The sequence below is a fragment of the Streptomyces sp. NPDC048106 genome, from assembly GCF_040706415.1.
Classification (GTDB): Bacteria; Actinomycetota; Actinomycetes; order Streptomycetales; family Streptomycetaceae; genus Streptomyces.
Genome location: NZ_JBEZND010000031.1, coordinates 1 through 21,228, shown reverse-complemented (window position 1 = coordinate 21,228; position 21,228 = coordinate 1). Strand labels below are relative to the sequence as shown.

Sequence of the window (21,228 nt, the reverse complement as noted above, 5' to 3'; positions counted from 1 at the left end):
GGCCAGCGATTGACGTGTCACCTCACGCGAAGGGTTGCACACATGGGCATTCTCACTCTCCTGCGGAACGCATTCGGCCGCTCACGCAAGTCCCGGGCCGCCGAGGCGGAGGGTGCGACGACCCAACCGGAACCGACCACCGCCCCCGAGCCAACGGTCCCCGAGCCCCGCGACTCGGCCCCGGCCGATCCGGCCCCGACGATCCCCGGGCCCCGCGAGGACGACTCCTCCGCCGAAGAACACGACCTGGTGGCCGCCGCCTTCGACAAGGTCCGCGACCCGAGCCCGACCCCGGCCGGCTCCGACCCGGCCGGGGACATCGAGGAGGAGGCGACGGCTGAGGCGGAGTCGAGCGCTGAGCCGCTGGCCGAGGCAGAGGCCACCGCCGAGCCGACGACCGAGGCAGAGGCGAGCGCTGAGGCGACGACCGAGGCAGAGACCACCGCTGAGCCGACGGCTGAGGCGGAGGCGAGCGCTGAGGCGATGGCTGGGACTGAGGCTGAGTCGGACGCCGAGCCGGAGACCGAGGCCACGGCCGAGGAAGCGACGGCCGAGATGACGGCTGAAGCGGAGACGACGGCTGAGGCTGAGGCTGAGGCAGAGGCCACGCCCGAAGCCGAGGCCGAGCCCGAGGCACAGGCCGAGGCGGCAACACAGGTCGAGACCGCACCCGAGGCGGAAACCGAGGGCGAGCCCGAAGCTGCGGAGCAGGCGGAACCGAACCCTGAGCCGAACCCCGCCCCGGAGCCGACGGCGGCCGAGGCGGAGACCGAGCCCGAGACAGACATCGAGCCGCAGACCGAGAACACGGCCGAAGAAGCGACAGCCGAGGCGGAGGCAGAACCCACGCCCGAAGCCGAGGCCGAGCCCGAGGCGGCAACACAGGTCGAGACCGCACCCGAGGCAGAAACCGAGGGCGAGTCCGCGGCTGCGGAGCAGGCGGAACCGAACCCTGAGCCGAACGCCGCCCCGGAGCCGACGGCGGCCGAGGCGGAGACCGAGCCCGAGGCAGCAACCGAGGGCGAGCCCGAAGCTGCGGAGCAGGCGACGGCCGAGACCGAGCCCAAGGCGGACATCGAGCCGGAGAACGAGGCCACGGCCGAGGACACGACAGCCGAAGCCGAAGCCAATGCCGTCGCGGAGGCAGAGACAGACGCCGAGCCCGAGGCACCGGCCGAGGCTGCGGAGCAGGCGGAATCGGACGCTGAGCCGGTTCCCGCCCCGGAGCCGACGGCGGTCACGGAGACGGTGGAGGCCGAGCCCGTAGCCTCTGAGCCCACCGCCGCGGAGCCGGAGGCGGCCACCGAGGCAGAGCCCGACGCGACCCCGGAGCCGATGCCCGCCCCGGCCGAGCCGACGACGGCGACGGACGCGTCCACGGAGCCCGAGGCCGACGAGGCCCCCGCCGAGCCCGAACCCGAACCCGAGCCCGCCCCCCTCGCGGCGGCAGCCCCGGAACCGGTACCGGTCGAGACCGAGCCGGAGGCCACGGCGCCCGGCGCCGACGACGCCCGCACGCCCGCCACCCCCCTCACCGCCGTCGAGGAGAACGCCCCCACCCTCGCCACCGCCTACCGGGCGGCCAGCGACCCCCTCGCGAAGACCGACCTCACCGGCACCCGAGCGAAGCTCTACCTCGTGCTGGACCGCTCCGCGAGCATGCGGCCGTACTACAAGGACGGCTCAGCCCAGGCCCTCGCCGACCAGACGCTCGCCCTCGCGGCGCACCTGGACCCCGAGGCCACGGTCCACACCGTCTTCTTCTCCACGGAAGTGGACGGCACCACCGACCTCACCCTCACCGAGGGTCACGCGACGGCGATCGACGACGCCCACGCGGGTCTGGGCCGTATGGGTCGTACCAGCTACCACGCCGCCGTGGAAGCCGTACTCGCCCACTACGACGCGAACGTCGCCCCCGGCACCCCGGCCCTCGTCGTCTTCCAGACCGACGGCGCCCCGGACGCCAAGACCCCCGCGACCCAGGCGCTGACCGCCGCCGCGGACACCCACCCCACGGTCTTCTTCTCCTTCGTCGCCTTCGGCGAGCACGACAACAAGGCCTTCGACTACCTCCGCAAGCTGAAGACCCCCAACACCGCCTTCTTCCACGCCGGCCCGACCCCCCGTGAACTGACGGACACGGAGCTGTACGAGGGCGTACTGGCGACCTGGCGCCCGTAAAACCGCAGGACACGAGGCGCCCGGGGGGTGGACGCGGCCGTCCACCCCCCGGAACACGTGTGAACCGGTCTGCGCGGGACCAGTAGGATTTCGCCTTATGGCGGCCACTGGATCCGAGAAGCAGGCGGGGAAGGCGTACTACGTCTCCACGCCCATCTACTACGTCAACGACGCTCCTCACCTGGGCCACGCCTACACGACCGTCGCAGGCGACGTGCTCACCCGCTGGCACCGCCAGCGCGGCGAGAAGGTGTGGTACCTCACCGGCACGGACGAGCACGGTCAGAAGATCATGCGCACGGCCGAGGCGAACGGGGTGACGCCCCAGCAGTGGGCGGACAAGCTCGTCACCGAGGCCTGGAAGCCTCTCTGGGAACACCTGGAGATCGCGAACGACGACTTCATCCGCACCACCCAGCAGCGGCACACGGACCGCGTCCAGGAGTTCGTGCAGGACCTGTACGACAAGGGCGAGATCTACAAGGGCGGCTACGAGGGCCCGTACTGCGTCGGCTGCGAGGAGTACAAGCTCCCCGGCGAGCTGCTCGACGGCGAGGACGAGTACGAGGGCCAGAAGCTGTGCCCCATCCACAAGCGGCCCGTGGAGATCCTCAGCGAGGAGAACTACTTCTTCCGCCTCAGCGAGTACGGCGAGAAGCTCCTCGCCCACTACGAGGCCAACCCGGGCTTCATCCAGCCCGAGTCCGCGCGCAACGAGGTCCTGAACTTCGTCCGCCAGGGCCTCCAGGACCTCTCCATCTCCCGCTCGACGTTCGACTGGGGCATCCCGATCCCCTGGGACGACAAGCACGTGATCTACGTGTGGGTCGACGCCCTGCTGAACTACGCCACGGCGGTCGGTTACAACGAGAACCAGGAGAAGTTCGAGGCCACCTTCCCGGCCGACGTCCACCTCGTCGGCAAGGACATCCTCCGCTTCCACGCGGTGATCTGGCCGGCCATGCTGATGGCCCAGGGTCTGCCCCTGCCCAGCAAGATCGCCGCGAACGGCTGGCTGATGGTCGGCGGCGAGAAGATGTCGAAGTCCAACCTGACCGGCATCAAGCCGCAGGACCTGACCACGCACTTCGGCGTCGACGCCTACCGCTGGTACTTCCTGCGTGCCATCGCCTTCGGCCAGGACGGCTCCTTCTCCTGGGAGGACTTCTCCGCCCGCTACACCAGCGAGCTGGCCAACGACTACGGCAACCTCGCCTCCCGCGTGGCCGCCATGGTCGGCAAGTACTTCGGCGGCGCCCTGCCCGAGGCCACGGCCGACGGCCCGGCGGAGGCCGCGGTCCACGAGGGTCTCGCCAAGGCGGTCGCCGAGGCCGACCGCCGCATCGGCGAGGAGCTGGACTTCCAGGGCGGCATCCTGGCCGTCTTCGACTTCGTCAAGCAGGTCAACGGCTACATCACGGAGCAGGAGCCGTGGAAGGTGGCGAAGGACGACTCGGCGGAGGGCCGGGCCCGCCTCGCGACCATCCTCTACACCGCCGCCGAGTCGCTGCGCGCGGTCGCCGTCCTGCTCAACCCGGTGATGCCCGAGACCTCGCAGAAGCTGTGGGACTCCCTGGGCGCGGAGGTCTCCCTGGGCACGCTCGCCGAGCAGCGGGTCCAGGACGCGGGCGACTGGGGCAGGCTCCCGGCCGGCACCACCGTCACCAAGGGCGCGGTGCTCTTCCCCCGCCTGGAGGAGAAGCCCGCCGCGTAGGAACACGCCGTACGCGATGCGCCCCGCACCTGGTCACACCGGGAGCGGGGCGCATTGTCGTTGCCGGATCAGCAGTCCGAGGCGCAGGCCACGAACTCCGCCCACGCGCCGGGAGTCAGCGCCAGGCGGGGGCCGTCGACATTTTTGGAGTCGCGGACGTGCACGATGCCGGGGGTGACGGCGACCTCAATGCAATCGTTGCCGTCACCGCTGCTGCTGTAGCTGCTCTTGTACCAAACCAGCCCAGAAGTCTCGGAGCGGGTGGAGGTGCCGATCATGTCTCTCCAAGCATCTGCCCGATGAGGGCCCTCGACTCTCGGGGCGTGAGAGCCTGCGCCCGGTCAGCGTTCCATGGCACAGGCCACGAACTCCGCCCACGCGCCGGGAGTCAGCGCCAAGCGAGGGCCGTCGACATGCTTGGAATCGCGGACGCGCACGGCGCCAGGGGTGACGGCGACCTCGACGCAGGAGTTGCCATCCGTGCCGCTGCTGTAGCTGCTCTTGAACCACGCCAGTTCGGAGGCGTCCCTGGCAGAGGCCTTGCGGATCATGTTTCTCCCAGCAGTTTCTCGATGAAGGCCAACGACTCCCTCGGAGGGAGCGCCTGCGCTCGGATGGTGCCATACCGCAGCTCAAGGATGCGAAGCTGCTTCGGATCGGTAACCGTCCGCCCGTTGAACGCCCCGTCGGATCGTCCCACTGCCGTACCATCCGGGAACTTCAGCAGCTCGATCTTGCCGTCCACTCCTGGGTGAGCGTCCGTGTTCGTCGGCATGACCTGAAGCGAGACGTTGTTCAACCGCCCCACCTCCAGCAGACGTTCGAGCTGCCGTCGCCACACCATTGTGCCTCCGACCTGTCGGCGCAGCGGCGCCTCTTCCATCACGAAGTGGAGCGACGGGGCAGGGTCGCATCCGAAGACAGACTGCCGGGCCAGCCGCGCGGCCACCATGCGGTCGACGTCGTCCACAGAGTAAGGGGGTTGGGCCGCCTCCATCAGGGCCCGAGCATGCTCAGGTGTCTGCAGCAGCCCGTGGATGCTGTTGCACTCATACACGCCGATCTCGACCGCCTTGGCCTCCAGCTTCCCCAGTTCCCGAACCTTCTTGGGATACCGGACCTTCTTCACGTCCTCCCAGGCCGCCGCGATGAGCCCGCCCGCGTCCAGCACATCGTCGGCCTTGTCCAAGAACTCCTGCCGGGGAATCCGCTTCCCGCCCTCGATCTTGTAGATCAGGTCCTCCCCGTACCCGACCGCCACCGCGAACTCGGCGACCCGCAGGCCCCTCGCCTCTCTCCGCAGCCTCAACTGCCGCCCCACGGTGGTGATGACGGCCACTCCCCAGTCGTCGTCCGGATCCACCTCCCACCCGGGCTCCTCCGCCTCGCTGCCGAGCCGTCGCACCTCGCCGTCCACCGACATGTCGCACCTCTCCGTCGTACCGTCGCGCCACAACGCGCCTTCTCATAGGCCCAGTTCAGACAGCACGGACAACAGCCGACAGATCTCGGACAGTGACTCTACGTATCAGCGCTGTCACTGTTCACGGTAAGCACGGACCGCCACGCTCGGTCACGTGAACAGCGAAAAGTCCACCCGGCTTCTCTCCCCCACCGACCACTTCAGCGTGCTCCTGTCGCCCACACCCCGTGGTGCCCGCCTCGCCCGGCTCCTCGCCACGGAGTGGATGCGCACGCGGGAGCTGCCGTACCGCGTCGCCGAGGCCGCCGAACACCTCGTCGCCGAACTCGCCGCGAACGCCGCGACCCACGGCCGGGTCTCCGGGCGCGACTTCCGGCTCATGCTCCTGGCGCGCCCCGCGGACCTCCGTATCGAGGTCACGGACACCCGGGGTGACGACCTCCCGCGCCACCGCCCTCCCACCCCCGACGCCGAGTCCGGCCGCGGCCTGCTCCTCGTCGAGGCCCTCGCCGACCGCTGGGGAGTGCGGCTCGGACCGGTGCCCCGCAAGACGGTATGGGCGGAACTCGACCTACCGACACCGCAACCCGAGCGCGTGCGCTCCGGTGCTCCCGGCGGTCTTCCCCAAGGACCACGAGAGGGAAAGAAACCGCACCAAGCCCCACCCCTCCCGCCCATGGCGCACGGCTCACTCCCCCGAGTGAACATCACCAACTGAGCTGGATTTCGCACCGGTTGCCTGCCTTACGCTCGGCGCAGACATACGCAGACATACAACGGCCCTCGCCGGGACTGGCATCCCACTGCGAGGGCCTGACCACCAAGGAAGTCGACCCTTCCCGATGGATACCCAAAACACTAGCGCGCGCCCGCACGCCCAGTCCCGTAACAGCGGCAAAAACCACCCGCAACGGCGGACTCGGCACACGCACGCGAACGCGCACCCCGGCGGCGTCATCCACGACAACACCCGCCACACCACCCGCTTCACGGTGATCGGCAACCACCTCGCCCAGCACCCCGAGCTGTCGGGGCTCGCCATCGGGCTGGCGGTCTACATCCAGTCGGTGCCCACCGGCGCCCCCGTCGACATCAAGACCCTCGCCGCCCGCTTCCCCGAGGGCACGACCCGGATCGCCGCCGCCCTGCGGGAGCTGGAGACCCACGGCTACCTGCGCCGCACCCGCGAACGCACCGACACCGGCCGGATCGTCACCCGCACCGTCTCCTGCAACCAGCCGGGCCGACACCGGGACCAGGGCCGCGACACACCCGAAGCGCCCCCGGCCCGCCGTGCGCCCACCACCCCGCAGCGGGAACCCGCCCGCCGCCGCGCCCTCCCCGCCGTGCCGAAGCCCGCGTACAGCTCGCCCGCCCTCCTCCAGACGGCCACCGACGTCCTCGCCGGCCTGCGCCGCACCGACCCCCGCCTGCTCCTCTCCGCCACCGACGCCGAACACCTCGCCCCCGGCGTCGCCGCCTGGCTGGAACGGGACGTCACCCCCACCGCCGTACGCCACGCCCTGACCAGCGACCTGCCGCCGGATCCCCTGCGCCGCCCGGCCGCCCTCCTGGCCCACCGCCTCACCGCCCAGTTGCCACCGCCGCCGCCGTTCCGCGCCCCCGAACCGGCGCCGCCCGTCCGGCACCCACTGCGCAACTGCGACACCTGCGATCGCGGCTACCGAGGCCCCGACCCGCACAACTGCCAGAACTGCTCGTAGGCCCCTTCACCCCTCCGGGTGAATATCGCCAACTACGCCCCAACCGGGCGGAATCCCACTCATAAGCTCATCGAGAAAAGCCCATTGGCATGTGCCAGAGGCAATGCCTGCCACCCGCCCCTGGTTACCTCACCTCACGGGAATCCATATGGTCAGCTCGCCCCACGAGGCGATGCACCGCATCTTCCAGCAATATCCGGGACTGTTCTCCGGGGTGTCCGAAGTACTCGGCGTCGACTTTCCCCCGCCCACCTCGGTCACCGTCCTGCCCAACGACCTCACCGAGACCAGCCCCGTCGAACGCCGCGTGGACACCCTCCTGCGGCTGGAGACGAAGGACGACGAGCCACTGCTCCTCGCGGTCGAGGCCCAGGGCCGGAGAGATCCGGACAAGCCCGCGAGCTGGGCGTACTACGCCTCGTACCTGCTCACCAAGTACCGGTTGCAGCCGTTGCTGCTGGTCGTCTGCCAGGACCGCGCCACGGCGGAGTGGGCCGCGCGTGAGGTCAGCTTCGGTCCGCGTCAGTGGCCTCTGCTGACTCTGCGGCCACTGGTCGCGGGACCGCACAACATGCCGGTGCTCACCGCCCCGGCCGAGGTCCGCAAGGATCTCGCCCTCGCCACGCTGTCCGCGATCACTCACGCCACGCATCCGGACGCAGGGGCCATACTGAAATCAATGACGACCGTCCTGCGGGAAACACCGCAGAACATCGCCAACCCGATCATCGAACTCATCGCACAAGGCCTGGGCAAGCACCCAGCCGCACAACTGTGGAGGAAACTGGTGGCCGTGGACCTCTCCTTCTACAAGTCACCCCTCTCCGAGGAAATCCGCGACGAAGGCCGCGTCGAGGGCCGCGTCGAGGGCCGCGTCGAAGGCGCCGTGCTGCGCGCCGCCGAAGACATCCTGGACATCCTCGAAGTACGCGGCATCGACATCCCCGAAGCAATCCGCGAACGCATCACCACCTGCGACAACCCCGACATCCTGCGCCACTGGCACCGGCGAGCCGTCACGGCACCCACCGCCGAAGACGTACTCACGGAGGAGTGAATCAAAGCCCCGACGGAGAGGTCGACCGCCACCAACCCCGGAAGGAACTGACGGCCGTGGACCTCTCCTTCTACAAGTCACCCCTCTCCGAGGAAATCCGCGACGAAGGCCGAGCCGAAGGCCGCGTCGAGGGCCGCGTCGAAGGCCGCGTCGAAGGCGCCGTGCTGCGCGCCGCCGAAGACATCCTGGACATCCTCGAAGTACGCGGCATCGACATCCCCGACGCAATCCGCGAACGCATCACCACCTGCGACAACCCCGAGACCCTGCGCCACTGGCACCGACGAGCCGTCACGGCACCCACCGCCGAAGACGTCCTCAACGACCAGTAATCCAGACCTCGACGGAGAGGTCGACCGCCACCAACCCCGGAAGGAACTGATGGCCGTGGACCTCTCCTTCTACAAGTCACCCCTCTCCGAGGAAATCCGCGACGAAGGCCGAGCCGAAGGCCGCGTCGAGGGCCGCGTCGAAGGCCGCGTCGAAGGCGCTGTGCTGCGCGCCGCCGAAGACATCCTGGACATCCTCGAAGTACGCGGCATCGACATCCCCGACGCAATCCGCGAACGCATCACCACCTGCGACAACCCCGACATCCTGCGCCACTGGCACCGGCGAGCCGTCACGGCACCCACCGCCGAAGACGTGTTCACCGACGCGGAGCAGACCCGGTGAGGTGACTGACGGTCTCTCACCGGGTGCGTTCGGCCGATATCCCCGCCAGGAAGACCGAGATCGCGTCGGCGATCAGCGACTCGCCCTGAGACGTCGTGATCCGCCGGGACGTGACGAGCGTCGACGCGCCCTGGACCGTCGCGGACAGCAGCAGGGTCAGCCGGCCGACGTCGTGGGCGTGGTACGCGCCCGCTTCGACACCCGCGTCCATGATGTCGGCCATCGCGCCGAACAGCCGCTCCGCGGCGCTCCGCGCCGCTTCCGACGGGCCGTCGGCCTTCGTCGCGAACATGAGGTCGAGCAGCGCCGGGTCCCGCTCGGCGAACCTCAGGTATGCCGAGGCCGCCGCGCGCAGGGCGCGAACAGGGTCCGCCGGATCCGCCCGCACCCCCGACGCGGCCTCGCGGATCTCGTCGGCGAGACGGATGAAACCCCGCTCCGCCAACGCGTCGAGCAGGGCGCTCCGGTCGACGAAATGGCTGCGCGGAGCCCCATGACTGACACCCGCCGCGCGCGCCAGTTCCCGGAGGGACAGCGCGTCGAGCCCTCGCTCACGCAGCACCGCCTCCGCCTGTTCGAGCAGCACGGCACGGAGGTTGCCGTGGTGGAAAGGGCGATGAGACATGGCCTCATCCTAGGAAAGTAGACGTTGACTAGATACTAGACACTGCCTAGTCTCGCAGGTGCGGTTCGCGCGACCCACCGACCCAGCCGAGTGATCCGGTAACGAGAAGAGGCCCGGAGATGACCCGTCAGAACACCGCGCTGTGGCTGCCGAAGCGCGGCGCCCGCTTCGAGGTGGGGCCCGCCGCCTACACACCTCCGGCGGCGAACGAGGTCGTGGTCCGCGTGCGCGCGGTCGCCGTGAACCCCATCGACGGCATACCGGGCTTCCTGTACCGCCTGGCCCTGCCCTGGCTGACCTTCCCGGCCGTCGTGGGCTCGGACGTCGCGGGCGAGGTCGTCGAGACCGGTCCGGGCGTGACGCGGCTCCGGCCGGGCGACCGCGTCCTCGGGCACGCGTTCGGCGTCGACAAGTCGCAGAACCGCGCCGCCGAGAGCGCCTTCCAGCACTACGCCGTGCTCATGCAGCACATGGTCTCCCCCATCCCCGACGCGCTGCCCTTCGCACAGGCGGCCGTGCTCCCGCTGGCCCTCTCGACCGCCTCGACCGGCATGTTCCAGGAGGACCACCTGGGACTGGCGATCCCGGGCGAACCGGGCGGCCCCGCCGACCAGTCGAAGACCGTACTCGTCTGGGGCGGTTCCACCAGCGTCGGCGCCAACGCGATCCAGCTCGCCCGCAACGCCGGCTACCGGGTCGTGGCCACCGCCTCACCGCACAACTTCGAGCTCGTCCGGTCCCTCGGCGCCGCCGAGGCCGTCGACCGCAACAGCGCCACCGCCGTCGAGGAGACCGTGGAGCGGATCGGCGGCAGTCCGCTCGCCGGCACGCTCGCGATCGGATCCGGGTCGCTCGCGAAGACGATCGCGATCGCGGCCAGGACCACGGGCACCAAGCGGATCGCCTCGGCGCAGCCCGCCCTGTTCACCCACCTCGCGAAACGGCGCGCGCGGCGGCTCGGCATACGGGTGAGCAGCATCTGGGGCGGCACCCTGAAGGACAACGAGGTGGGACCGGCGATCTACGTCGGATTCCTGCCGGCGGCGCTCGCCACCGGCGCCTACCGCGCCGCCCCCGACGCGACCGTCGTCGGCCACGGCCTCGCGCACATCCCCGAGGCGCTGCGCCGGCTCAAGGACGGCGTCTCCGCGAGAAAACTCGTCGTCACCCTCTGAAGCACGGATGGACCACACCCTCTGAACCACGGATGAGCCACGAATGAGCCACGCGCGGACACACCAGTGGCCCGGAACCGGGGACGGTTCCGGGCCACTGTGAGGTCCAGGCTTCGCGGCCTTACTTCGGCTGCGGCTTCCTGATGTTCAGGTGCAGCTCGCGCAGGCGGGACTCCTCCAGCTCGGTCGGCGCGCCCATCATCAGGTCCTGGGCGTTGCCGTTGAGCGGGAACGCGATCGTCTCGCGGATGCTGGGCTCGTCCGCGAGGAGCATGACGATGCGGTCCACGCCCGGGGCGATGCCGCCGTGCGGCGGGGCGCCGAAGCGGAACGCGCGGAGCATGCCCGCGAACTTCTCCTCGACGGTCTCGCGGTCGTAGCCCGCAATCTCGAAGGCCTTCAGCATGATGTCCGGCTCGTGGTTCCGGATCGCGCCGGAGGACAGCTCGACGCCGTTGCAGACGATGTCGTACTGCCAGCCCAGGATGTCCAGCGGGTCCTGGGTCTCCAGGGCCTCAAGGCCGCCCTGCGGCATCGAGAAGGGGTTGTGGGAGAAGTCGATCGAGCCGGTCTCCTCGTCCTTCTCGTACATCGGGAAGTCGACGATCCAGCAGAAGCGGAAGACGTTCTCCTCGAAGTGGCCGGCGCGCTTGGCGGCCTCGACGCGGACCGCGCCCATGATCTTGGAGACCTCGTCGTACTCGCCCGCGCCGAAGAAGATCGCGTGGCCGGGGGCCAGCGAGAGGCGCTTGGTCAGCTCGGCGACGTTCTCCTCGGTGAGGAACTTCGCGATCGGGCCGGACAGGGTGCCGTCCTCGCCGACGCGGACCCAGGCCAGGCCCTTGGCGCCCAGCGAGACCGCGAAGTCACCGAGCTGGTCGAAGAACTTGCGCGGCTGGTCCTGCACCGCCGGCACCGGCAGGGCACGCACGTGCTTGCCCGCGAACGCCTTGAACTCCGAGCCCTCGAAGACGTCGGTGATGTCCACCAGCTCCAGCTGGGCGCGCAGGTCCGGCTTGTCGGAGCCGTACTTCAGCATCGCCTCGCGGAACGGGATCCGCGGGAAGGGGGACGTGACATGACGGCCGCCGCCGAACTCCTCGAACAGCTCCGTCATCAGCCGCTCGATCGGCTGGAAGACGTCCTCCTGCTCGACGAAGCTCATCTCGACGTCGAGCTGGTAGAACTCGCCCGGGGAGCGGTCGGCGCGGGCGTCCTCGTCGCGGAAGCAGGGCGCGATCTGGAAGTAGCGGTCGAAGCCGGAGATCATCAGCAGCTGCTTGAACTGCTGGGGGGCCTGCGGCAGGGCGTAGAACTTGCCGGGGTTCAGCCGGGAGGGGACGACGAAGTCGCGGGCGCCCTCGGGGGAGGTCGCGGACAGGATCGGCGTCGCCATCTCGTTGAAGCCGAGCGCGGTCATCTTGTGGCGGATCGCGGAGATGACCGCCGTACGCAGCATGATGTTGCGGTGCATGCGCTCGCGGCGCAGGTCGAGGAAGCGGTACTCCAGGCGCCGCTCCTCGTTGACCCCGTCCTCGGCGTTGATGGTGAAGGGGAGGGGCTGGGCCGCGCCGAGCAGCTCGACCTCGCTCACCTCGACCTCGATCTCACCGGTCGGCAGGTCCGGGTTCACGTTCTCGGTTCCACGTGAAACAACCTTGCCGTCGACGCGGACCGTGGACTCCTTGGAGAGCTTGTCCAGGGCCTCGTAGGCGGGCGTGCCGGGGCGGGCGACCAACTGCGTGATGCCGTAGTGGTCACGCAGATCGATGAAGAGGATGCCGCCCAGGTCGCGCCGATTGTGCAGCCAGCCACTGAGCCGGACGTCGGTGCCGACGTCAGAGGCGCGGAGCTGGCCGCAGGTGTGGGACCTGTACCGATGCATCGTCGTTCATCGTCCTTCGCGGATTGAGTTGGTCTCGCGGTGATCGCCGGGGTAGCCGCCCCCGGCTGAACCAAGGGTACCGGCCACCCCAAGATCGGCTCCCCATCATTTGCGGCCGCGGCAGTCGCAGGGCCCTACGGTGGCACGCATCGCACACATTGTCTTAAATAGGGACAATGCGCACAGGTGAGCCGCTCCCGGCAGTGGGGGACGTCCTCGCCGCCCTCGCGACCGGTCTGTGGCACTGGGACACGGCGGACAAGCTGGTCACCGTGGACGCGGAGGCGGCGCGGCTGATCGGGCTGCCCGCGGCGCCGGCCACCCTCACCGAGGCCCAGACCCGGGCCCGGCTGCACCCGGCCGACTGGAACGAGATCACCTCGGTGGTGCAGCTCGCGGTCGCCGAGGGCACGCTCGCCGAGGTGCGGGTGCGGATCATGGACGAGGAGGGGACCGTCCTGCGCGTCGTACGCAGCCGTTCGAAGCCGTCGTACGACCCCGGGCGGCGGGCCTATGTGCTGACCGGCACCCTTCAGGAAGTCGCCGAGCCGGGCCCGGATCTGGCGGGGGGCCGCAGCACCGTCACGGGGCCCTGGCGGCGCTCGCGGGAGGCGTTCCTGCTGGACGCGGGCCGGGCGCTGGCCGAGGCGCGGTCCACTGCGGAGGTGCTGCGGGTCGCGGCGGGCCTGTCGATGCCGGGGTTCTCGCCGGACGGCCTGGTGGTGTTCGAGGTGGAGGGCGACCGGCTGACGATGATCGGCCACCACGGACACCGGCCCGACGAGATGGGCCCGTTCACCAGCATGCCGCTGGCCATGGAGTATCCGGCAACCGAGGTGGTGCGCACCGGGCGGGCGGTGTACCTCTCCTCGCCGGAGGAGTACAAGGACCGCTATCCGGTGACCTGGCCGCTGGCCCGGCCCTTCGGCCGCAGCTCGTGGGCGTTCCTGCCGCTGCCGGTGGGCGGGCGCACGATGGGCGCCTGGATGGCGGGCTTCGCCCATCCGGTGGCGTTCACTCCGGACGAGCGGGCGGTGCTGACCACGGTGGCCCGGATGCTCGCGCAGGCACTGTCCCGGGCGGAGACCGCCGAGTCGGAGCGGGAGCTGACGGAGGGTCTCCAGCGCTCCATGCTGCCCTCGCTGGGCCCGGAGGTCCCGGGGGTGCGGATCGCCGCCCGCTACATCCCGACCGGCGGCGGGCTCCAGGTGGGCGGCGACTGGTACGACATGATCCCGCTGCCCTCCGGCCGGTTCGCGCTGGTCATCGGGGATGTGCAGGGACACGACGTGCGGGCGGCCGGGCTGATGGGGCAGCTACGGATCGCGCTGCGCGCCTACGCCTCCGAGGGGCACCGCCCGGACGCCGTGCTCTCGCGCGCCTCCCGCTTCCTGCACGGGATCACACACGACGAGGAGATGTCCGATCCCCGGTTCGCGACCTGTCTGTACGTGGCGGTCGACCCGGCGACCGGGCGGCTGGAGATCGCCCGCGCGGGGCATCCGGACCCGGTGATCCGGATGGCCGACGGCACGGTGATGCTGCGGCCGACGGCGGGCGGGCTGCCGCTGGGCATCGATCCGGACGCGGACTACCCGACGACCCGGTTCGTGCTCCAGCCCGGGGAGACGCTGACGCTGTGCACCGACGGCCTGATCGAGACCGGCGGGCACGATCTGGACAGCGGCTGGCAGCGACTGCGGGCGATCCTGGAGGGCCACGAGGGCGACCTGGAGTCGCTGGCCGACGCACTGGTGCGGGGCGTGCACGGACCGTCCTCGCACCACACGACCGGCCCGCTGGCCGACCGCCGCGAGGACGACATCGCGCTGTTGCTGCTGTGCCGTCCGGGGCCGGGGTACGACGACACGGCGGCGGCCTGGCCCCGGGTGCGGCGGATGCTGCTGTCGGTGGGGCAGGACGAGCCGGAGCGGATCGCGGAGGCCCGCCGGCACGTGCGGGACCTGCTGCACGACTGGACCTCCCGCGACCAGGTCGACTCGGCGGAGCTGCTGGTCTCCGAGATGGTCACCAACGTCCTGGTGCACACCGACGCCGACGCGCTGCTGCTGGCCGAGGTCGTCGGGGAGGACGTCCGGCGCCGGCTGCGGATCGACGTCTTCGACAGCGGCGACGACCTCCCGCACAAGCGCCGCCCCGGCGAACTGGCTTCCTCGGGGCGGGGGTTGCTGCTGATCGGGCTCCTGGCGGACGCCTGGGGGGTGGACCCGCGAGGGGAGGGCAAGAGCATCTGGTTCGAGCTCTACGAGGGTCCCGGGGAGCCGGGCGGCGAAGGGTCCGGCGGGGGATCCGGCGGGACGTCCGGCGTGGGGTCCGGCGGGGGCGAGTGCGCGTAACGGGCGCGTAGTTCCTGGACGACGCCGAAGGCCGCCGCGGTCAGCGGGACCGCCAGCAGCATGCCGAGGATGCCCGCCACGGAGGCGCCGGCCGTGATGGTGACCATGACCACCGCGGGATGCATCTGCACGGTACGGCTCTGGATCACCGGCTGGAGCACGTGGCCCTCCAGCACCTGCACGGCGAGCACCACCCCGAGCGTCCACAGCGCGATGACGAAGCCCCGGTCGGCGAGGGCGACGAGCACCGCGACCGCGCCGGAGACGAACGCGCCGAGGTAGGGGATGAAGGCGCCGACGAAGACCAGCGCGCCGAGCCCGACGGCACCGGGCACCTGGAGGATCAGCAGGCCGACGGTGATGCACACCGCGTCGATCAGGGCGATCAGGGTGGTGCCGCGCATGAACCCCTCGACCGCGTTGAAGGCACGCCGGGCGACGGCGTCGAGGGTGTCGGCGGTGCCCTCGGGCGCGAGGGAGCGCAGGGTGCCGATGACGAGGTGGGAGTCGCGCAGGAAGAAGAAGACCAGCACCAGGGCGAGGACGGCCAGCGCGATGCTCTCGCCGACGACGCTCACCCCGCTGATGACGTTGGACGCGGCCGTGCCGCCGAACCGGCGCAGCAGTTCGCCGGAGTTGGTGGTGAGGTCCTCCAGGCCGGTTCCGGCGGCGCCGAAGTGCCGGGAGACGCTCTTGGCCGCGTTGCGCAGCGAGGCGATGATCTCGTCGCCGCTGTCGACGAGGGCGGCGACGACGATGTAGACGGCGCCGCCGACGACGGCCACGACGGCGACGCAGGTCAGCCCGGCCGACACCGAGCGCTGCACGCCGGCCCCCACGAGGCGCCGGTGGAGCGGGCGGAGCAGCGCGGTGCCGAGGAGGGCGAGCAGCACCGCGGTGACGGCCGTACGGAACTCCCCGCAGAGCTGGATCCCGACCCAGCCGACCCCGGCGGCCAGCAGCAGCACGGCACACCATGCGGCAAACCGCCGGACGGGATCGGGCAACAGGTGCACGTCCCCCAGCGGATCACGCCGGCCGCGGGGTGTCCTGCCCCGCGGGTCCGGGCGGGTGAGCCCGCGGGTCCCTGAACGGCCGAAAGGGCGCCCCGCCAGGCTTCGTCGGCCGGCGGGGCGCCCTCGGCGGCTTCGTGGGGCGGTTTGGCCGGACGGCTCGGCCGGGCGGCCGCGTCAGGCCTGCGGGCCCTCGTCCGTCATGCCGTGGACGGCCGGGACCGTGCCCAGGCGGCCCTTCTGGAAGTCCTCGAAGGCCTGCATGAGTTCGTCCTTGGTGTTCATGACGAAGGGGCCGTAGTGGACCATCGGCTCGCGGATCGGGCGGCCGCCGAGGAGGACGACCTCGAGGTCCGGCGTGTTGCCGTCCTGCTGCTCGTCGGCGCGCACGGTCAGCGAGGACCCGGCGCCGAAGACCGCCGTCTGGCCCGTGCGGACGGGACGGCGCTCGGCACCGGCGCTGCCGCGGCCCGCCAGGACGTACGCCAGGCCGTTGAAGTCCTCCCGCCAGGGCAGCGTGATCTCCGCGCCCGGCGCGAGCGTCGCGTGGATCATGGTGATCGGCGTGTGCGTGACGCCGGGACCCTCGTGGCCGTCCAGCTCACCGGCGATGACCCGGAGCAGCGCACCGCCGTCCGGCGAGGTCAGCAGCTGGACGCTGCCGGCCCGGATGTCCTGGTAGCGCGGGGCCATCATCTTGTCCTCGGCCGGGAGGTTCACCCACAGCTGGAGCCCGTGGAAGAGCCCGCCCGAGACGACCAGGTGCTCCGGCGGCGCCTCGATGTGCAGCAGCCCGGCACCCGCGGTCATCCACTGGGTGTCGCCGTTGGTGATGGTGCCGCCACCGCCCTGGCTGTCCTGGTGGTCGAAGATCCCGTCGATGATGTAGGTGACGGTCTCGAAGCCGCGGTGCGGGTGCCAGGGGGTGCCCTTGGGCTCGCCCGGCGCGTACTCCACCTCACCCATCTGGTCCATCATGATGAACGGGTCGAGATGGCGGTAATTGATCCCCGCGAACGCCCTGCGCACGGGGAAGCCCTCACCCTCGTAGCCGCTCGGCGCGGTGGTGACGGTGAGCACCTTGCGCGCCACGGCATCGGCGGGAGCGGTCACACGGGGCAGCGTCAACGGGTTCTCGACGGTCACTGCAGGCATGGTGGCTACCTCCTTCGTACGCTCACTTTAGTTGAGCGTTGAACTTCTTGCCACCCACAACAGGACGAGCCCGGAAGGAATTCCCTCCGGGCCCGTGAAGCGGCGACTCTCGGCCAGGTTCGGCCGACCGCACGTTCGGCCGGTCAGCCGTACATACGGCGCATCGAGAAATCAACCATCTGTTCGACCGCCTTCGCGTCGAACACCATCCGGTGCTCGCCCTCCATGTCGAGGACGAAGCCGTAGCCGGTCGGCAGCAGGTCGATCACCTCGGCGCCGGTGATGACGAAGTACTTGGACTCCTTGCCCGCGTACCGCCGCAGTTCCTTGAGCGAGGTGAACATCGGGATCACCGGCTGCTGGGTGTTGTGCAGGGCGAGGAAGCCGGGGGTGTCCCCGCGCGGGCAGTACACCTTCGACGAGGCGAAGATCTGCTGGAAGTCCTCGGGGGACATCTGTCCGGTGGTGAACGCGCGCACCGCGTCCGCGAGCGAGGGCGGGGACGGCTCCGGATAGAGCGGCGGCTGCTGGCCGTACCCGCCGGCACCGCCCGCCATCTGCTGCTGCCCCGACGTGTACTGCTGCTGCGCGGCGCCGCCGTCCATGGGCTGGCCGTATCCGTACATGGGCGCAAGCGTACCGAGACCGGGGCCGCCGGAGGGATGGACCCGGAAGCCCCACAGGAGTAGACCCATCTCACACTTGGCCGGACTGGGGTTGCGTCTTATTACCGGCGGGTAGCATCATCGTAGCTACTTATTGGTACGTGAACCAGATGCGAGGAGTCAGTGCCTCGCCGATCCCTCAACGGAGCCGTGGCCATGGGGCACTACAAGTCGAATCTGCGCGACATCGAGTTCAACCTCTTCGAAGTACTCGGGCGCGACAAGGTGTACGGCACCGGCCCGTTCGAGGAGATGGACGTCGAGACCGCCAAGAGCGTACTGGAGGAGCTGACCCGCCTCTCGGAGAACGAGCTGGCCGAGTCCTTCGCCGACGCCGACCGCAACCCGCCGGTCTTCGACCCCCAGACCAACACCGCCCCGGTCCCGGCGTCCTTCAAGAAGAGCTACCAGGCCTTCATGGACTCGGAGTACTGGCGCCTCGGCCTGCCCGAGGAGATCGGCGGCACCACCTCGCCGCGCTCCCTCATCTGGGCCTACGCCGAGCTGATCCTGGGCGCCAACCCGGCGGTGTGGATGTACTCCTCGGGCCCGGCTTTCGCCGGCATCCTCTTCGAGGAGGGCAACGAGGTGCAGAAGCACATCGCCTCGATCGCCGTGGACAAGCAGTGGGGCTCCACGATGGTGCTCACCGAGCCCGACGCGGGCTCGGACGTGGGCGCCGGCCGCACCAAGGCGGTCCAGCAGGAGGACGGCTCCTGGCACATCGAGGGCGTGAAGCGCTTCATCACCTCCGGTGAGCACGACATGTCGGACAACATCCTCCACTACGTGCTCGCGCGTCCCGAGGGCGCCGGCCCCGGCACCAAGGGCCTGTCCCTCTTCCTCGTCCCGAAGTACCTGTTCGACTTCGAGACCGGCGAGCTGGGCGAGCGCAACGGCGTCTACGCCACCAACGTCGAGCACAAGATGGGCCTGAAGGCCTCCAACACGTGCGAGATGACCTTCGGCGACAAGCACCCCGCCAAGGGCTGGCTGATCGGCGACAAGCACGACGGCATCCGCCAGATGTTCCGCATCATCGAGTTCGCCCGCATGATGGTCGGCACGAAGGCGATCTCCACGCTGTCCACCGGCTACCTGAACGCGCTGGAGTACGCCAAGGAGCGCGTCCAGGGTCCGGACCTGGCCAACTTCATGGACAAGGCCGCGCCCAAGGTCACCATCACCCACCACCCCGACGTGCGCCGCTCGCTGATGACGCAGAAGGCGTACGCGGAGGGCATGCGCGCCCTGGTGATGTACACCGCCTCGATCCAGGACGCGATCCAGGTCAAGGAGGCGCTCGGCGAGGACGCCACCGCCGACCACGCGCTCAACGACCTGCTGCTGCCCGTCGTCAAGGGCTACGGCTCCGAGAAGGCGTACGAGCAGCTCGCCCAGTCGCTGCAGACCTTCGGCGGCTCCGGGTTCCTCCAGGAGTACCCGATCGAGCAGTACATCCGGGACGCCAAGATCGACACCCTCTACGAGGGCACCACCGCGATCCAGGGCCAGGACTTCTTCTTCCGCAAGATCGTCCGCAACCAGGGCGCCGCGCTGAACTCGCTCGCCGAGGACATCAAGAAGTTCCTGGCGCTCGGCACCGGCGGCGAGGAGCTGGCCGGCGCCCGCGAGCACCTGGCCAAGGCCGCCGTGGAGCTGGAGGCGATCGTCGGCCTGATGCTGACCGACCTCGCCGCCACCCAGGACGACGCCAAGAACATCTACAAGGTCGGCCTGAACACCACCCGCCTGCTGCTCGCCTCCGGCGACGTCATCGTCGGCTACCTGCTGCTCAAGGGTGCCGCCGTCGCCGCCGAGAAGCTCGCCACGGCCTCCGCGAAGGACAAGGCGTTCTACACCGGCAAGATCGCCGCGGCGAAGTTCTTCGCGGCGAACGTCCTGCCGGGCGTCACCCTCGCCCGCAAGGTCGCCTCCGGCGTCGAGCTGGACCTGATGGAACTGGACGAGGCCGCGTTCTAGAACCGGACCGGCGCCCTTCCCCGACACGTTCCACACCGGGACGGGCGCCCTTCCCCGAAGCCGTTCCAGGACGTTCCGGACGTCCCCATCGTTTCCGCGCACGGGCCCGCTCCCCTTACCGGGAGCGGGCCTGTGTCCGTCGTTAAGGTGAATCCCATGAGCGCACCATCCCGCCCGTCGCCCGCCGCCACCCCTCCAGCGAGCGCTGCGCGCACCTTCGACCGCGGCCACACCGACGACCTGATGTCCTTCCTCGCGGCCAGCCCGTCGCCGTACCACGCCGTGGCGAACGTCGCCGAGCGGCTGGAGAAGGCCGGCTTCAGGCAGGTCGCCGAGACGGACGCCTGGGACGGCACCAGCGGCGGCCGGTACGTACTGCGCGGCGGCGCGATCATCGCCTGGTACGTCCCCGAGGGCGCCGCGCCGCACACGCCGTTCCACATCGTCGGCGCGCACACCGACTCCCCGAACCTGCGGATCAAGCCGCGCCCGGACAGCGGCGCGCACGGCTGGCGGCAGGTCGCCGTGGAGATCTACGGCGGTCCGCTGATGAACTCCTGGCTGGACCGCGACCTGGGGCTGGCCGGCCGGCTGACCCTGCGCGACGGCTCCACCGTCCTGGTCGACGTGGACCGGCCGCTGCTGCGGGTGCCGCAGCTCGCCATCCACCTGGACCGCTCGGTCAGCAGCGAGGGCCTCAAGCTGGACAAGCAGCGCCATCTCCAGCCGGTGTGGGGGCTCGGCGACGAGGTGCTCGACGGCGACCTGATCTCCTTCCTGGAGCAGGAGGCCGGACTCGACGCGCACTCGGTGGCCGGCTGGGACCTGATGACGTACCCGGTGGAGCCGCCCGCCTACCTCGGCCGGGACCGCGAACTGGTCGCCGGGCCGCGCATGGACAACCTGCTCTCCGTGCACGCGGGCGTGGCCGCGCTGGCCGCCGCCGCGACCTCCGGCGCCCCGCTCACCCGCATCCCGGTGCTGGCCGCCTTCGACCACGAGGAGACCGGCTCGCAGTCCGACACCGGCGCGGACGGCCCGCTGCTCGGCTCCGTCCTGGAGCGCTCGGTGTTCGCCCGCGGCGGCAGCTACGAGGACCGCGCCCGCGCCTTCGCCGGCACCGTGTGCCTCTCCTCCGACACCGGTCACGCCGTGCACCCCAACTACGCTGAGCGGCACGACCCGACGCACCACCCGCGCGTCAACGGCGGCCCGATCCTCAAGGTGAACGTCAACAACCGCTACGCCACGGACGGTTCGGGCCGCGCGGCGTTCGCCGCCGCCTGCGAGAAGGCCGGGGTCCCCTTCCAGTCGTTCGTCTCCAACAACTCCATGCCCTGCGGCACCACCATCGGCCCGATCACCGCGGCCCGGCACGGCATCCGCACGGTCGACATCGGCGTGGCGATCCTCTCCATGCACAGCGCCCGCGAACTGTGCGGCGCCGACGACCCGTTCCTCCTCGCGAACGCCCTGGCGGCCTTTCTGGAGAACTAGGTGTTCTGTCCGGGGAGGTTGTGGACGGGTGAGCCAGGTCTCGGCTGAGGGATCTTGAACGGGTGAGGGCCCTTCCGGTTCGGTGTGGATTGCGAC

General features: G+C 70.3%; 19 protein-coding genes. 11 read left to right on the top strand and 8 right to left on the bottom strand.

Annotated elements, in window-relative coordinates:
* The first annotated feature begins 42 nt into the window (after window positions 1–42).
* Together AB0927_RS27510 and metG are read left to right on the top strand one after the other, a co-directional pair.
* Window positions 43–2,184: a VWA domain-containing protein gene (locus tag AB0927_RS27510; RefSeq protein ID WP_366670412.1), complete on the top strand. Its 2,142-nt coding sequence runs from the start codon at window positions 43–45 to the stop codon at window positions 2,182–2,184.
* A gap of 97 nt (window positions 2,185–2,281) precedes the next feature.
* Window positions 2,282–3,898, top strand: a complete 1,617-nt coding sequence (gene metG, locus AB0927_RS27505; RefSeq protein WP_366670411.1) for a methionine--tRNA ligase — start codon at window positions 2,282–2,284, stop codon at window positions 3,896–3,898.
* A 68-nt stretch (window positions 3,899–3,966) separates the two neighbouring features.
* Here metG and AB0927_RS27500 read toward each other — a convergent pair whose 3' ends face one another.
* From AB0927_RS27500 to AB0927_RS27490, 3 genes are all read right to left on the bottom strand, one after another.
* Window positions 3,967–4,176 carry a DUF397 domain-containing protein gene (locus AB0927_RS27500; RefSeq protein WP_366670410.1) on the bottom strand — a complete coding sequence of 70 codons (210 nt, stop codon included), beginning with the start codon at window positions 4,174–4,176 and terminating at the stop codon, window positions 3,967–3,969.
* Window positions 4,177–4,239: 63 nt separating this feature from the next.
* Window positions 4,240–4,449 (bottom strand): DUF397 domain-containing protein, encoded by a 210-nt coding sequence (locus AB0927_RS27495; RefSeq protein ID WP_366670409.1) that lies wholly within the window; start codon window positions 4,447–4,449, stop codon window positions 4,240–4,242.
* The gene (locus AB0927_RS27490) at window positions 4,446–5,321 is read right to left on the bottom strand and encodes a helix-turn-helix transcriptional regulator (RefSeq protein WP_366670408.1); all 876 of its coding nucleotides are present in this window, start codon (window positions 5,319–5,321) and stop codon (window positions 4,446–4,448) included. Before AB0927_RS27490 ends, AB0927_RS27495 begins: the two co-directional genes overlap by 4 nt.
* A 154-nt stretch (window positions 5,322–5,475) precedes the next feature.
* On the opposite strand from AB0927_RS27490, the gene AB0927_RS27485 reads away from it, so the two are divergent.
* The 5 genes from AB0927_RS27485 (at window position 5,476) to AB0927_RS27465 (ending at window position 8,777) form a co-directional block, all read left to right on the top strand.
* Window positions 5,476–6,039 carry an ATP-binding protein gene (locus tag AB0927_RS27485; RefSeq protein ID WP_366670407.1) on the top strand — a complete coding sequence of 188 codons (564 nt, stop codon included), beginning with the start codon at window positions 5,476–5,478 and terminating at the stop codon, window positions 6,037–6,039.
* Window positions 6,040–6,163: 124 nt separating this feature from the next.
* Window positions 6,164–7,045 (top strand): helix-turn-helix domain-containing protein, encoded by an 882-nt coding sequence (locus AB0927_RS27480; RefSeq protein WP_366670406.1) that lies wholly within the window; start codon window positions 6,164–6,166, stop codon window positions 7,043–7,045.
* Window positions 7,046–7,193: 148 nt separating this feature from the next.
* Window positions 7,194–8,102, top strand: coding sequence for a hypothetical protein (locus tag AB0927_RS27475; protein WP_366670405.1), 909 nt, complete (start codon window positions 7,194–7,196; stop codon window positions 8,100–8,102).
* Between the two features lie 56 nt (window positions 8,103–8,158).
* Entirely contained in the window at window positions 8,159–8,434 is a 276-nt protein-coding gene (locus AB0927_RS27470) for a hypothetical protein (RefSeq protein WP_366670404.1), read from the top strand.
* Between the two features lie 49 nt (window positions 8,435–8,483).
* The gene (locus AB0927_RS27465; protein WP_366670403.1) at window positions 8,484–8,777 is read left to right on the top strand and encodes a hypothetical protein; all 294 of its coding nucleotides are present in this window, start codon (window positions 8,484–8,486) and stop codon (window positions 8,775–8,777) included.
* A 16-nt stretch (window positions 8,778–8,793) separates the two neighbouring features.
* Here the strand turns inward: AB0927_RS27465 and AB0927_RS27460 are convergent, their stop codons facing one another.
* Window positions 8,794–9,402, bottom strand: a complete 609-nt coding sequence (locus AB0927_RS27460; RefSeq protein WP_366670402.1) for a TetR/AcrR family transcriptional regulator — start codon at window positions 9,400–9,402, stop codon at window positions 8,794–8,796.
* A 119-nt stretch (window positions 9,403–9,521) separates the two neighbouring features.
* Between AB0927_RS27460 and AB0927_RS27455 the strand changes: the two genes are divergently transcribed.
* Entirely contained in the window at window positions 9,522–10,577 is a 1,056-nt protein-coding gene (locus AB0927_RS27455) for a zinc-binding alcohol dehydrogenase family protein (RefSeq protein ID WP_366670401.1), read from the top strand.
* A gap of 121 nt (window positions 10,578–10,698) precedes the next feature.
* Here the strand turns inward: AB0927_RS27455 and aspS are convergent, their stop codons facing one another.
* Complete coding sequence (aspS, locus tag AB0927_RS27450; RefSeq protein ID WP_366670400.1) at window positions 10,699–12,462, bottom strand: aspartate--tRNA ligase; 1,764 nt, start codon at window positions 12,460–12,462, stop codon at window positions 10,699–10,701.
* Between the two features lie 176 nt (window positions 12,463–12,638).
* Between aspS and AB0927_RS27445 the strand changes: the two genes are divergently transcribed.
* Window positions 12,639–14,819: a SpoIIE family protein phosphatase gene (locus tag AB0927_RS27445; protein ID WP_366670399.1), complete on the top strand. Its 2,181-nt coding sequence runs from the start codon at window positions 12,639–12,641 to the stop codon at window positions 14,817–14,819.
* Here the strand turns inward: AB0927_RS27445 and AB0927_RS27440 are convergent.
* The 3 genes from AB0927_RS27440 to AB0927_RS27430 all read right to left on the bottom strand — a co-directional run bounded on the left by AB0927_RS27440 (window position 14,726) and on the right by AB0927_RS27430 (window position 17,613).
* A complete protein-coding gene (locus AB0927_RS27440; RefSeq protein ID WP_366670398.1) occupies window positions 14,726–15,835 on the bottom strand; it encodes an AI-2E family transporter in 1,110 nt (369 codons plus the stop codon). The genes AB0927_RS27445 and AB0927_RS27440 overlap by 94 nt on opposite strands.
* A 174-nt stretch (window positions 15,836–16,009) precedes the next feature.
* A complete protein-coding gene (locus tag AB0927_RS27435) occupies window positions 16,010–16,987 on the bottom strand; it encodes a pirin family protein (RefSeq protein ID WP_366670397.1) in 978 nt (325 codons plus the stop codon).
* A gap of 143 nt (window positions 16,988–17,130) precedes the next feature.
* A complete protein-coding gene (locus tag AB0927_RS27430; RefSeq protein ID WP_366670396.1) occupies window positions 17,131–17,613 on the bottom strand; it encodes an SseB family protein in 483 nt (160 codons plus the stop codon).
* Between the two features lie 195 nt (window positions 17,614–17,808).
* Here AB0927_RS27430 and AB0927_RS27425 point away from each other — a divergent pair, with 195 nt between their 5' ends.
* Together AB0927_RS27425 and AB0927_RS27420 are read left to right on the top strand one after the other, a co-directional pair.
* Window positions 17,809–19,635 carry an acyl-CoA dehydrogenase gene (locus AB0927_RS27425; protein ID WP_366670395.1) on the top strand — a complete coding sequence of 609 codons (1,827 nt, stop codon included), beginning with the start codon at window positions 17,809–17,811 and terminating at the stop codon, window positions 19,633–19,635.
* Window positions 19,636–19,791: 156 nt separating this feature from the next.
* Window positions 19,792–21,132: a M18 family aminopeptidase gene (locus AB0927_RS27420; RefSeq protein WP_366670394.1), complete on the top strand. Its 1,341-nt coding sequence runs from the start codon at window positions 19,792–19,794 to the stop codon at window positions 21,130–21,132.
* The last annotated feature ends 96 nt before the right edge of the window (window positions 21,133–21,228 follow it).